Annotated in this window: 15 protein-coding genes, 1 other RNA gene and 2 pseudogenes; 9 read left to right on the forward strand and 9 right to left on the reverse strand. The window is 62.4% G+C overall.

What is annotated here, in order from left to right:
• Positions 1-18 precede the first annotated feature (18 nt).
• Positions 19-792, forward strand: coding sequence for a precorrin-6A synthase (deacetylating) (cobF, locus tag NKI29_RS16705; protein WP_352796728.1), 774 nt, complete (start codon positions 19-21; stop codon positions 790-792).
• Positions 793-825: 33 nt separating this feature from the next.
• On the opposite strand, the gene NKI29_RS16710 is transcribed toward cobF, so the two are convergent.
• The 6 genes from NKI29_RS16710 to NKI29_RS16735 all read right to left on the reverse strand — a co-directional run bounded on the left by NKI29_RS16710 (position 826) and on the right by NKI29_RS16735 (position 5,375).
• On the reverse strand, positions 826-1,167 hold the full coding sequence (locus tag NKI29_RS16710; RefSeq protein ID WP_023676697.1) for a winged helix-turn-helix domain-containing protein: 342 nt from the start codon (positions 1,165-1,167) through the stop codon (positions 826-828).
• An 81-nt stretch (positions 1,168-1,248) separates the two neighbouring features.
• Positions 1,249-2,361, reverse strand: a complete 1,113-nt coding sequence (gene modC, locus NKI29_RS16715; RefSeq protein WP_352570445.1) for a molybdenum ABC transporter ATP-binding protein — start codon at positions 2,359-2,361, stop codon at positions 1,249-1,251.
• Positions 2,358-3,062, reverse strand: a complete 705-nt coding sequence (gene modB, locus NKI29_RS16720; RefSeq protein WP_023676699.1) for a molybdate ABC transporter permease subunit — start codon at positions 3,060-3,062, stop codon at positions 2,358-2,360. Before modB ends, modC begins: the two co-directional genes overlap by 4 nt.
• 15 nt (positions 3,063-3,077) lie before the next feature.
• Complete coding sequence (gene modA, locus NKI29_RS16725) at positions 3,078-3,869, reverse strand: molybdate ABC transporter substrate-binding protein (RefSeq protein WP_352570446.1); 792 nt, start codon at positions 3,867-3,869, stop codon at positions 3,078-3,080.
• Between the two features lie 286 nt (positions 3,870-4,155).
• On the reverse strand, positions 4,156-4,950 hold the full coding sequence (locus tag NKI29_RS16730) for a thymidylate synthase (RefSeq protein ID WP_352570447.1): 795 nt from the start codon (positions 4,948-4,950) through the stop codon (positions 4,156-4,158).
• Positions 4,951-5,063: 113 nt separating this feature from the next.
• Positions 5,064-5,375 carry a DUF2853 family protein gene (locus NKI29_RS16735; RefSeq protein ID WP_023676702.1) on the reverse strand — a complete coding sequence of 104 codons (312 nt, stop codon included), beginning with the start codon at positions 5,373-5,375 and terminating at the stop codon, positions 5,064-5,066.
• 162 nt (positions 5,376-5,537) lie between these two features.
• On the opposite strand from NKI29_RS16735, the gene ssrA reads away from it, so the two are divergent.
• The 3 genes from ssrA to NKI29_RS16750 all read left to right on the forward strand — a co-directional run bounded on the left by ssrA (position 5,538) and on the right by NKI29_RS16750 (position 7,456).
• Positions 5,538-5,893, forward strand: a transfer-messenger RNA (tmRNA) gene (gene ssrA / locus NKI29_RS16740).
• A 293-nt stretch (positions 5,894-6,186) separates the two neighbouring features.
• Entirely contained in the window at positions 6,187-6,543 is a 357-nt protein-coding gene (locus tag NKI29_RS16745; protein WP_502896707.1) for an AAA family ATPase, read from the forward strand.
• Between the two features lie 172 nt (positions 6,544-6,715).
• A complete protein-coding gene (locus NKI29_RS16750) occupies positions 6,716-7,456 on the forward strand; it encodes an SDR family oxidoreductase (RefSeq protein ID WP_352570448.1) in 741 nt (246 codons plus the stop codon).
• Between the two features lie 72 nt (positions 7,457-7,528).
• Here NKI29_RS16750 and NKI29_RS16755 read toward each other — a convergent pair.
• Positions 7,529-8,344: pseudogene (locus tag NKI29_RS16755) on the reverse strand (LysR family transcriptional regulator); the annotation flags it as partial.
• A gap of 101 nt (positions 8,345-8,445) precedes the next feature.
• A complete protein-coding gene (locus NKI29_RS16760) occupies positions 8,446-9,651 on the reverse strand; it encodes a multidrug effflux MFS transporter (RefSeq protein ID WP_023676705.1) in 1,206 nt (401 codons plus the stop codon).
• Between the two features lie 167 nt (positions 9,652-9,818).
• Here NKI29_RS16760 and NKI29_RS16765 point away from each other — a divergent pair, with 167 nt between their 5' ends.
• The 4 genes from NKI29_RS16765 to NKI29_RS16780 all read left to right on the forward strand — a co-directional run bounded on the left by NKI29_RS16765 (position 9,819) and on the right by NKI29_RS16780 (position 11,643).
• The gene (locus NKI29_RS16765; protein WP_352456524.1) at positions 9,819-10,508 is read left to right on the forward strand and encodes a TetR/AcrR family transcriptional regulator; all 690 of its coding nucleotides are present in this window, start codon (positions 9,819-9,821) and stop codon (positions 10,506-10,508) included.
• Positions 10,509-10,642: 134 nt separating this feature from the next.
• Positions 10,643-11,179: an SspB family protein gene (locus NKI29_RS16770; RefSeq protein WP_023676707.1), complete on the forward strand. Its 537-nt coding sequence runs from the start codon at positions 10,643-10,645 to the stop codon at positions 11,177-11,179.
• Positions 11,180-11,197: 18 nt separating this feature from the next.
• Positions 11,198-11,401, forward strand: a complete 204-nt coding sequence (locus NKI29_RS16775) for a DUF4169 family protein (RefSeq protein ID WP_023676708.1) — start codon at positions 11,198-11,200, stop codon at positions 11,399-11,401.
• 20 nt (positions 11,402-11,421) lie between these two features.
• The gene (locus NKI29_RS16780; RefSeq protein WP_352450079.1) at positions 11,422-11,643 is read left to right on the forward strand and encodes a ribbon-helix-helix domain-containing protein; all 222 of its coding nucleotides are present in this window, start codon (positions 11,422-11,424) and stop codon (positions 11,641-11,643) included.
• On the opposite strand, the gene NKI29_RS33450 is transcribed toward NKI29_RS16780, so the two are convergent.
• On the reverse strand, positions 11,607-11,930 hold the full coding sequence (locus NKI29_RS33450; RefSeq protein ID WP_502895654.1) for a hypothetical protein: 324 nt from the start codon (positions 11,928-11,930) through the stop codon (positions 11,607-11,609). The two genes, NKI29_RS16780 and NKI29_RS33450, sit on opposite strands and share 37 nt — an antisense overlap.
• Before the next feature lie 86 nt (positions 11,931-12,016).
• Here NKI29_RS33450 and NKI29_RS16790 point away from each other — a divergent pair.
• Positions 12,017-12,322 (forward strand): annotated as a pseudogene (locus NKI29_RS16790) (MarR family winged helix-turn-helix transcriptional regulator); the annotation flags it as partial.
• Between the last annotated feature and the right edge of the window lie 8 nt (positions 12,323-12,330).

The raw sequence follows: 12,330 nt of genomic DNA on the forward strand, positions 1-12,330 counted from the left end.
TCGGGCAGGAGTTCGCCCATGCGCAAGCTTCTCGTCATCGGCATCGGCGCCGGCAATCCGGAGCACATGACGGTCCAGGCCATTAACGGTCTCAATCGGGCCGACGTGCTGTTCATTCCCGACAAGGGCGCCAAGAAGAACGGTCTCGCCGAATTGCGCCGCCAGATCTGCGACCGCTTCGTCATTAATCCGAACTCGCGCCGTGTCGAATTCGAGGTGCCGGTGCGCGCCGAGCCGGCGCCTTCCTACCGCTCGACCGTCGACGACTGGCACGAGGCGATCGCCGCGATCTACGAAGGCCTGATCCGCGACGAACTCACTGAAGATGGCTGCGGCGCCTTCCTGATCTGGGGCGATCCGTCGCTCTACGACAGTGCGCTGCGCATCCTCGAGCGCGTGCGCCTCAGAGGCAATGTAGCGTTCGAGCTGGAGGTCATCCCTGGCATCACCGCCATCCAGGCACTCGCAGCCAGCCACAAAATGGCATTGAACCGGATCGGCGACGCCATTTTGATCACCACCGGCCGCCGGCTCGCCGAGGAAGGTCTGCCCGAAAACGCCGGCAGCACCATCGTCATGCTGGACGGCAAATGCGCCTTCAACACGCTGGACGACAACGACGTCACCGTCCACTGGGGCGCCTATCTCGGGACGCCCGACGAGATCGTCATCTCGGGCCGGATTGGCGACGTCGGCGACAAGATCGTGAGCACCCGTGAGCAGGCCCGCCGGAAAAAAGGCTGGATCATGGACACCTATCTGCTGCGCAAGCCGGGCGAGCCTAAGAAGTAACAGGGATCACACGCGGCATGAATTCCGCCGGCGTCACGCTGCGTCGATCTCGGCCTGCAGCGCCTCCATATGCGCCGCCGCTGCTGAAGACGCAGCCCGCTCGATCGCGCGGAAGCGGCTGACCACAGCAAGCCCGACCGACGTCAACTGGGCGCCACCGCCTTTTTTGCCGCCCGTCTGTGCCGCAACCAGCGGCTTGCCGAACACGCGGTTCATGTCTTCGACCAGATCCCAGGCGTGCTTGTAGGACATCTCCATGCCGCGTGCCGCGGCCGAAATCGAGCCGAAGGCGGCGATCTGTTCCAGAAGCTCGATCTTGCCCGGTCCGATGCGGCCATCTGGATCGAGATTTATCCGCAAACTCAGCGACGGCATTTGCTCCTCCGCGGTGACGCCATTCTACAAGTTCTGCAGCGATACCGCTATTCTAAAACGATATAGCGAATCATCGGCCGTTCACTCATCCGCCTCGGCGGGCAGGCCGGCGCCGGTATTCGCCCGGTCGAAGCTCACCGTCTTGACCACGGCGAAGACCTGTCGACCAAGCCGAAGCCCCAGTGTCTGCCGCGACTGTTCGGTGATGCGGGCAAGCACGGTTGCGCCATTGCAGTCGAGGCCAATCTCGACCGTAGGCCCTTCGCCCGGCTGTATCGCCACGATCGTGCCCGGCAATATGTTGAGCGCGCTGAGGCCAACCGGCTGCTCGGTGGCGATCATCACGTCGCGGGCACGGATGCGCACGCGCACCGGCGCACCGACTGGCGTTGCCAGAAGCGGCACCCGGATCTCGCCCGCCAATGAGCCTAGCACCGTCATGCCAAAGGCTTCGTCGTGGCGCAGAACCGCGGTATCCAGCACGGCACCGCCCTCGCCGCGCTCTTCGGCCGGCAATAGATCCAGACGCTGCATGATCGCTCCGGTCGGACCGGAAGCGGCGACCTTTCCTTGCATCAGCACCACGACGTCGCTCGCCAGCCGCGCCACTTCGGCGATCGAGTGGCTGACATAGACGATCGGGATTTTCGTCTCGTCGCGCAGCCGCTCGATATAAGGCAAGATCTCGGCCTTGCGCCCCTCGTCGAGCGAAGCCAGCGGCTCGTCCATCAGCAGCAATTTCGGACTGGCAAGCAGCGCCCTGCCGATTGCCACACGCTGCTTCTCGCCACCGGAGAGTTTTGCCGGCCGCCGGTCGAGCAAATGGCCGATCCCGAGCAGTTCGACCACGCCATTGATATCCGCGTAACGCTCGGCAGCCGGCGTGAACCAGCGGCCATAGCGCAGATTGCTCGCCACGCTCATATGCGGAAACAGCCGCGCATCCTGGAACACCATACCGATCCGCCGTTTGTGCTTCGGCACGAACAGACCGGCATCGCTATCGACCAGCACGCGGCCCTCTGCCGCGATACGACCTTTGTCGGGGCGGATCAGCCCGGCAATCAAATTGATCAGCGTCGTCTTTCCGGAGCCGGAAGGCCCGAACAGCGCAGTCAGCCGCCCGGCGCTTTCGAAGCGGGCATTGACGGTGAAATCGCCAAGCCGGTGGCTGATGTCGACCTGAACCGTCATTCGATGTCCATCCGCCGGCCGACGCGCCGCGCCAGCACTTCCGAGGCAACAAGTGCCGCCATCGAGATGACGATCGAGATCAGCGTCAGCCTGAGCGCGCCGGCGTCGCCGCCGGGAACCTGCGTGAAAGTGTAGATCGCCGACGGTAACGTCTGCGTCTCGTTCGGAATGTTGGAGACAAAGGTGATCGTCGCGCCGAATTCGCCCATCGCCTTGGCGAAGGAGAGGATCGCACCGGCGATCAGGCCGGGCAGGATAAGCGGCAGCGTGATCGTGCCGAATACCCATAGCGGATTGGCGCCGAGCGTGCCGGCGGCCGCCTCGATTTTGCGGTCGACGGCCTCGATAGACAGCCGGATGGCCCGCACCATCAGCGGAAAGCCCATCACGCCGCAGGCGAGCGCGGCGCCAGTCCAGCGGAAGGAAAAAACGATGCCGAAATGTTCGGCCAGGAAAGCGCCGGCCGGACCACGTTTGCCGAAAGTCAAAAGCAGCAAATAGCCGGTCACCACCGGCGGCAGGATCAGCGGCAGATGCACCAGACCATTGAGCAGCGTCTTGCCCCAGAACTGGCCGCGGGCAAGCACAAGAGCGATCAGAATGCCCGGCGGCAGGCTGGCAATCATCGCCACGGTCGCCACCTTGATCGACAGCCGGACCGCATTCCATTCGTCGGGAGCGAGATCCAGCAGCCAGTTCATGTGCGGTGCCGTACGTCAGTTGCTCGGCGCGAGGATTGTAAAACCTTGCGCCTTGAAGAGTTCGCCAGCCTTGGCGGATTGCAGGCATTTCAGGAATGCCGGGGTATCCCTGCTCTTCGAATCGGCAAGCTGGGCGACCGGATAGATGATCGGCGGATGGGTACCCGCGGGGAAAGTGCCGACCACCTTGACGCCAGGCTCCGCATGCGCATCCGTGGCGTAGACGATGCCGAGTGCTGCCTCGCCGGTCGACACCAGTTTCAGGGCGGCGCGGACATTCTCGGCCTGCGCCACCTTGCCTTCGACCGAAGACCAGGCACCGAGCGATTCGAGGGCTGCCTTGCCGTATTTGCCTGCCGGCACAGCCTTGACATCGCCCATGGCAAGTTTGCCGTCACCGACGAGCTTGGCAAGATCGAAACCCTTTTCGATCCTGGTTTCAACCTTGGAATCCCGCGGCGCAACCAGCACGATCTGGTTACCGAGCAGTTTCACTTGGGTTTCGGGCTTGGTCAGCTTCCTGTCAGCAAGATATTTCATCCAGTCGAGATCGGCCGAGATGAACAGGTCTGCTGGCGCGCCGCTTTCAATCTGCCTGGCCAGCGCCGAGCTCGCCGCGTAGGAAATGGTCGCCGCCTCGCCGATATCGGCCTCGCAGGCCTTGTTGACGGCATCGAGCCCATCCTTCAGGCTCGCCGCGGCAAACACGACCACCTTGTCATCGGCATGGGCCGACGGCACCGCGGCCATCAGCATGGCGGCGAGACCCGCGATGGCAATCGTCGTCGAACCTTTGCGCGCCAGCATGAAACTCTCCTCGTCTCGGAACGCCCGAAGCCGTCCATCGATATATCCATGTGAACATAACAAGGAAAGGCTCTTTACCGCCGACGGCATTCTGAGCTGAGGTTTTCCCGGCCTGCGATAATCTTCGTTGGATACAGCGGTACCGAGGCCGAAGGAAATATTCACATGAAAATCAGCGACCAGGAATCGCGCGTCAAGTCGACGTCGGCCAATCAAGATGGATGCTGACAATGCCCAAGGGCGCAGCCGCAGTAGGCAATGTCGATATGCACGGTCAGCTATGGTGCTAGACCGCGATCGGCGCCTTGATCGTCGCGTCGGCGAAATAGTTCTCGAGCCGGAAATCCTCGAAGCGGAAGGCAAAGAGATCCTTCACCTCGGGATTGATCCACAGCGTCGGCAACGCCTTGGGCGTGCGCCGCAATTGTTCGCGCGCCTGCTCGAAATGGTTCGAGTAAAGATGCGCGTCGCCGAGCGTGTGGATGAAATCGCCGGGTTTCAATCCGGTCACCTGCGCCACCATCAGCGTCAGCAACGCATAGGAAGCGATGTTGAACGGCACACCGAGAAAGATATCGCCCGAACGCTGGTAGAGCTGGCAGGAAAGCTTGCCTTGCGACACATAGAACTGGAACAGGCAGTGGCAGGGCGGCAAGGCCATGGCCTCCACCTCGGCCGGGTTCCACGCCGAAACGATCAGCCGCCGCGAATTAGGATTTTTGCGTATCTCCTTCAGAAGATTCGCAATCTGGTCGATGGCGCCGCCATGGCCGTCCGGCCACGACCGCCATTGTTTGCCATAGACCGGGCCGAGATCGCCGTTCTCGTCGGCCCACTCATCCCAGATCGAGACGCCGTGATCGTTGAGATATTTGATGTTGGTGTCGCCGGCCAGGAACCACAAAAGCTCGTGGATAATCGACTTCAGGTGCAGCTTCTTGGTGGTGGTGACCGGAAAGCCGCGGGCCAGGTCGAAGCGCATCTGGTAGCCGAATACCGAGCGCGTTCCGGTGCCGGTGCGGTCGCCGCGATCGGCGCCGTTTTCCAGCACATGCTTCAGAAGGTCGAGATACTGGCGCATCGGCTCCGGTCCGATTCGGGTTGTCAGCCATCATAGCCGAATGACCGTCGGCCGAACACAGCAAAGCGAGACGATTCCAGCAGAAGCCTCACCAGCACCGGCGGCGAGGTTGCTCAGAGCGAGCCGAGCATGCCCAGATCCTTGGCGACGAGGTAATAGAATGTCACCCGGCTCTTGCTGTTGTCGGCCGCCATAGCCTTGCAGGTCTTTTCGATAGCCGCATCCGCCTTGGCACCGTCGGTGACGCCGAGCTTGCCGGCGACCCAGCTGTTCCTGACGCGCTTCAGTTCCTCCGGGTCGGTGCAGGACACCAGCGAGGAATCGCGGTTCCTGAGCGCGATGCCCAGATGCTTGACGATCTTGGCGACCGCGTCGGCATCCGCCGCCGCATCATATTTCTTTACGTCTGCGAGATAATCGGCCATCGAATTTCCCCTCGTCGGCGCCACGGGATCCGGTCAGTGAGGATCGTGGCGCGCTGCCGCAAGTATGCGCTAGGTCTCCTCACCGCCACAAAGCTTCGGTTGAGACCGGCTGCAAGTCAACCCCTTGATGATCCACTTTGACACGGACGAAAGTGGCATTCCGGCCTTTCATTTTCCACCGTCAGTCCCTATATTCGCCTCGTCGGCTCGACCGACTATGGCGATAAACAGGCGATGAAATAAGCCGTTCGGACCCGGGGGCGGTACCCGGCGCCTCCACCAAAAACCGCTGCTCAGGAGCGGCTTTTGCTGGGGGCGAAATAGGATCGACGAAGGTGTAAAGATCGTACTTTTGCCCGGCATTGTACCACCGTTATCGGGCTAAACTTATAGTTGCCAACGACAACTATGCGGAAGCACGTCTCGCCGCGTAAGCGGTGCGATAGCTTCAATTCAAGCCCTAGTGGTTCGCACTTCTAGGCGGGGTTCGGAGGTACCTGGCAACAGAAACCTCCATTTCTCCCTCTCGACATATGCAGAAGCAGGCCCCGCCGGCCGGGCTTTCATGTGCCCTGACGGGTCCAAAAAACCCCTGTCTTCATACTTCCCCATCCAATCCATGGATCAGAAATGCGAAACGATTCCAATCGGTTTTTCGTGCTGACCGGCGGTCCGGGCTCAGGCAAGACAACGTTGATCGACTTTTAAGGTGGCAGGCCTCGCACCTCGGGCGAAGCCGGGCGCAGCATCATCACGACGAATTGGCGATAGGCGGCAAGGCCCTGCCCTGGCGGCTCTGTTCGCCGAGTTGATGCTGTCTTGGGAGTTGCGCTCCTACCGGATCGCGGGCGAGCAATCCGGCCTGGTCTTCTTCGATCGCGGCGTGCCGGACACTCTTGGCTATCTGCGCCTGACCGGGGTGCCGGTTCCCGATCACGCCACGAATGCCGCCCGACGCTTCCGCTATGCCAGGCGCGTCTTCGTCGCGCCGCCATGGCCGGAAATCTTTCGGCAGGACAACGAACGCAAGCAAACGATGGACGAGGCTGAACGCACCTTTCACGCACTCGTCGCCGTTTACACGGAACTAGGCTACGAGCTGGTGCCGCTGCCCTTGGCCCCCGTCGAAACGCAGCTGCGGTTCGTCCTCTCCGAGACAGCGTCGTAGCGAAGCGCCGCAAGCGACGGTTTTGCGAAAGCCCAAGGGCCTCCCATCATCGGAACCTCCGATGGCAGCATTCGTATCTTCCCGTTTCCCTTCTCTCATGCCTTGCGGGACAAGGCCTCAGTTTCTCGCCGCATATCAGTCAGGCCCCGGCGAGCTATCTGATGGAGATAAGATGAACCAGGAAACCACACCAAAACACGAACGCATCCTGATCGTTGGCGGCAGTTCCGGTATGGGGCTGTCGCTTGCCGAACAGCAGCTTGCCGCCGGCGCCGAGGTTACGATCGTCGGCCGCTCCGAGGACCGGTTGTCGGCCGCACGGCAGCGCGTGCCTCACCCGGAAAGGCTGAGGACGATCGCAGCCGACGTCACTAGCGAGGACGAGGTCCAGCGCCTGTTCCAGGATGCCGGCACGCTCGACCACATCGTCTCGACCGCCGCCGACGTTACCGGCGTCTATGTGTTGCTTCCCGAGATGGATATCTCGGTGGCGCGGAAAGTGATGGATTCCAAAGTCGTCGGGCCGCTTCTTCTTGCCAAGCATGGCGCGCCTCGTCTGACGCCCGGGGGATCGATCACGCTGACCTCGGGCATCGCCGCCTATCGTCCGGCGGCGAAAGGCTCGGTGGTGGCAGCCGTTAATGGGGCACTTGGCTCACTCGCCTACGCGCTTGCCGTCGAACTGGCGCCGATCCGCGTCAACGTCGTCTCGCCGGGCTGGGTCGACACGCCGATTTGGGATGCCGTCGTCGGCAGCGGAAAGACAGCCGCGCTGGACGCCATGGCAAAGCGTCTGCTCGTCGGCCGGATCGGCCAGGCAGCCGACATTGCCCAAGCCATCACGTCCCTCATGCACAACGGCTTCATCACCGGAACCGTGCTTCATGTCGATGGTGGCCAGCGGCTGGTCTAGTGATGGCCAGATTTCGCGGACCATTGCGAGGAACAGCCGCAAGACCGGCGCTTGAATGCGCCGGTGGCGCCATACCATGGTGACCGGCGTCACCGGACTGCTTCCGACCCAAGGCAACACGACAACATTGGCGTCAGCCGCGGAAGCCACGAGACGCGGGACCAGCGCGCATCCAAGACCGCCTTCAACAAGGCTCCGTATCGCGCTCATGCTGGCGAACTCGCCGACGAGTTTTGGACGGTCAGGCAATGTTGCGGCAAACGTTTCGTCGAACATCCGCCTATAGACGCAACCGGGCTGGGTGACGAGGAAGGCCTCGTCGGCCAGATCGTCGGGCGTTATGGCAGAATATCCGGCCAACCGGTGATTTGCCGGCATTATGGTGACGAGCTCTTCCACTGCCACTTGCTCGCTTCGCAGCTCCGGCGCCGCCGCCGGGACGGCTCCGAAATGGAAAGATACGTCCAGCGCCCCGCTTGTCACGCCGGCACGCAACCCACTGCTATCGTCCGCCCTGAGGTTCAGTTCCACATCGGGATGGCGCCGATGGAATTCCGCCAGCAGAGCTGGCAAGCGTGTCGAGCAAAGCGTCTCCAGGCCGCCGACCGTCAGGCGACCGGCAACCGTGCCGCTCGCGTCGGCGACTGCGGAACGGGCTTCGTCCGCGAGGTCGAGGAGATCGTTTGCGTAGTCCAGCAGGCGTTGTCCCGCCGCCGTCAGCTTCAAGCCACGCCGTGATCTATCGAACAGCGACGTGCCTAGATCGCTTTCCAGCGCCTGGATCTGTTCGGACACGCTCGATTGGGCAAGATGAACCCGCTCGGAGGCGCGTGTGATGTTCAAGGTGGTGGCGACCGCCACGAAGGTTTTGAGATGTCGAAGCTGCATGTCCTGAACCCGTCATATAGGCATAGACTGCTTTGAACCGGGACGGCAAACGTGAAAAGGCCGGGAACATCGCCCGGCCTTTTTGTCTCGATAGGCGAAGTTTACTCCGCCGGCGCTTCCGCGACGTCCCGGCTGCGGCCGAGCGTTATTTTGGCCAGTGTGAAGGAGATCGCCGCGCAGAGCGTGATGCCCGCCACCATCGGCAGCGGCGTGCCGTCGAAAAACACGCCGGCGACGCCCATGGCGACCGCGCCGATGGCGAAGTGCAGCGTGCCCATCAGCGCCGACGCGGTACCCGCGATCTCGCCATGCTCTTCCATGGCCAGCACCGACGTCGTCGGGATGACCAGGCCGAGAAAGCCGTAGCCGATGAACAGCAGCGCCGCCATCACGTCGAGCCGGTCGACACCCGATGCCATCACCGCGAACAGCACCACCATCGTCGTCGCATAGCCGGTCACCGCGACGCGCACCACGCGCTGCAGCCCGAACCGCTCCGACAGCAACCCGGTCAGCTGCGACATGCCGATAAAGGCAACCGCATTGATCGAGAAGAACACGCTGTAGACCGAAGGCGACAGGCCATAATGGTCGATCAGGATGAAGGACGAGCTCGACAGATAGACGAAGAAGCTCGCAATGCCGAAGCCGGCGATGGCCGTCAGGCCAAGGAAGTTGCGGTCGCCCATCAGGAAGCGGTAGCCGGAAAGTGCCGTCCCGAAGGACGACCCGGCGCGCTCCTCGACCGGCCGTGTCTCCTTGAGCGAGGTCGCCAGCAGGATGGTGGCGAGCACGGCCGCGCCCGTCACCGTCCAGAACACGGCGCGCCAGCCGAAATTCTCGATGATCTGGCTACCGGTCAGCGGTGCCAGGATCGGCGACACCGAAAACACAAGCATCAGCAGCGACATCAGCTTGGCGGCCTCGGTGCCGGTATGCAGATCGCGCACGATCGCGCGCGGCACGGCCATGCCGGCGCTGGCGCCGAGCCCTTGCAGGAAGCGGAAGGCGATCAGCCATTCGATCGAGGGAGCCAGCGCCGAGCCTACGCCGCCGACCATGAACAGCGCCAGGCCGCCGTAGAGTGGCAGCTTGCGGCCGACCATGTCGGAGATCGGTCCGACGACGATCTGGCCGAAGCCCATGGAAAGAAAGAAGATCAGCAGGCTCATCTGCACCGCGGCAGTGCCGGCATGCAGATCCTCACCGATTGAAGGCAGGGCGGGAAGATACATGTCGATGGCAAACGGGCCGATCGCGGACAATAGGCCGAGCACGACCGCAATGCGGAGGAATTTGGCGTTCATGATAGCAGGCTCTTTCGAATTCTGGTTGCCGCCGAGGACCGGCGCGTAACCCTAGGACGTTCCATCCCGTGGAGTTCCGACTCTTCTGCGGAACGAAACCCCCTTCGTGCAGTCCACAAATTTAGACAGGCTTGTCTAATTCGTCAACCACCTCTATATAGTTTTGCATGAAGGCCAACGTTTCTCCTGACATTTTCCCGCCGCGGGGCCATGAGGCCAAGCGGATGTCGATTGTCGATGCCGCCGCCTCGGTCTTCTGCCGCGAAAGCTTTGCCGGTGCCAATATCGACATGATTGCCGCCGAGGCCGGCGTCTCCCGCCAGACCATCTACAATCATCACGGCGACAAGGAGAAACTCTTCGTTGCCATCGTCCGCGACCTCACCGAACGTTGCAATGCCGGCATCTTTGCCACGATTTCCACTTTTCCCGATCAGCCGAAGGATCTCGAGGCCGACCTCATCGCCTTTGCTGTGCGGATGAACCACAACTGCATCTGCAACCGCGACGGCAAATTCCTGCGCAAGCTGATCCAGACCGAGGGCGGGCGCTATCCCGAGTTGTTCGCCGAATGGCGCGAAGAAGGACCGGGCAGGACATGGCCGGCGATCGCCGCCCGCTTCGCCCGCCTCGCTCATGCCGGCTTCCTTGATATCGACGATCCCGATGTCGCAGCGCGCCAGTTCATGGCGCTTGCCAATGCCGAGTTGCAGACGACATTCATGCTCGGCGGTACACCGACCGAGGACGAGGTGGTGCAATCGGCGACAAATGGCGTGCGCACCTTCCTGCGCGCCTTCGGCAAGCGGCAGCCTATGGCCCGGGCGAGCAAACAGGGCGCGCTCGCCAGCGCTTGACGATCAAAGCTGTTTGACGATCAAATCGTCGCCAATGGGCTTCGCTTCCGCACGCCGGCGATCTATATCCGGTTTACGCCGCGCTCAAGCTTGATTACAGCTATCAGGACGATTCAACGGAACCCGACAGCCACATGGCCGACGACCACATCCGCTACGACATTCTGGCCCAGGAGGCGTTGCGCGGCGTCATGCGCAAGGTCCTGGCCGAAGTCGCGCGCACCGGTCTCCCGGGCAACCATCATTTCTTCATCACCTTTCTCACCGGCGCGCCGGGCGTGCGCGTGTCGTCGCGGCTGCGCGAGCGCTATCCCGAACAGATGACCATCGTCATCCAGTTCCAGTATTGGGACCTGAAGGTGAGCGACACCGGCTTTGAGGTCGGGCTGTCGTTTTCCGACGTGCCGGAGAAACTGGAAATCCCGTTCTCGGCAGTACGCGGCTTTTACGACCCGTCCGTCAACTTCGAGCTCGAATTCGACGTCAAGACCGATACCCCGGCGGAACAGGAGACAAAGGCCAAGCCTGCTCCCGAACCGCTGGCCATCGTCGCCGAGAAAAAGCCCGAGACGAAGAAGAAAACCGCCGAGGCGGAAAAGAAGCCTGCCGCGGCCGACGCCGGCGCCAAGGGCGCCGACGTGGTGTCGCTTGACGCCTTCCGCAAGAAGTGACCCGACGGGCGGCGTGACATGGCCGAGATCGTCAATCTCCGTCAGGCACGCAAGCAGAAGGCGCGAGCCGAGAAGGAGCGCCTGGCCGAACAGAACCGGGCGCTGCATGGCCGTTCCAAACCCAGCCGGGATCGCGACCGCCTGATCGCCGACAAGGCCGATAAATTCGTCGCCGGCCATCGCCGCGAAAATTCGGGCGATTCGGACAAATCCGATGCTTGAAGTGTGAGTAGGATCGTCTCGTGAGCCCGGTGGAAAAGCGCTCGGTCACCATTCGCGGCCACCGCACCAGCTATTCGCTCGAAAAGCCTTTTTACGACGACCTGGTCGCCATCGCGGCCGTGCGAAAACTGACGCTCGCCGCCCTTGTCGCCGAAATCGACGAGAGCCGCCCGCGGGATGCCAATCTCTCCTCGGCGCTCCGGCTCTATGTGCTGGATTGGGCCAAGCGCGGCAAGTTGTAGCCTTCAGGCAACGCTATCCTGTTTCCTGCGCCGGATACGGAAGCCCAGCAAAGCCGAACGGTCGCGTTCTTCGGCCTGCCAAGCGGCGTATCCTGCAGTTTCAGGTCGGCGAGCGTGAACTGGCCAAAATAGGCGATGTTCGTGGCAAGCCGGATCAGCTTCAAGAGGGCAATGCCGGCAAACAACCCCGCCGTCGCAACCACCACCGCTATGCCGGCAATGAGCAGCACCCGGGCATCGGTGGTAAAATCGCGCAGATGGCTGGGGTTGGCGTGATCGGACTTCATTTGCAGACCCTGCTTTCTGGCGGCGTGCCGACTTGCGGATGGGTCGCCGGCCGTGCCACCGAGGATGGCGGGCACGAGCGATGTTGGTGACACCACGCCAGCATCAGGCCCTGCTTGCAATCAAAGGGTTTCCCGGCGGAGGGCCAGTGACCATTGGCGACCTCGCGGAGCGCCTGCGCATCCGCCATCACAGCGCAGTGGAATTGGTCAACCGTCTTTGCGAAGCCGGGCTGGTCGCGAGGGACCACGACGAGGAGGACCACCGCCGCGTGCTGCTGCGGCTGACCCAGCGCGCCGACGACAGTCTCGCCGATCTGTCAGCCGCTCATCTCGACGAACTCGGGCGGATCGAGCCGATGCTGAAGCGCTTGCTTGCAAGAGGCGACACATAAGGGATGCG

The organism is Mesorhizobium sp. M0678, from assembly GCF_040320505.1.
Taxonomy (GTDB): domain Bacteria; phylum Pseudomonadota; class Alphaproteobacteria; order Rhizobiales; family Rhizobiaceae; genus Mesorhizobium.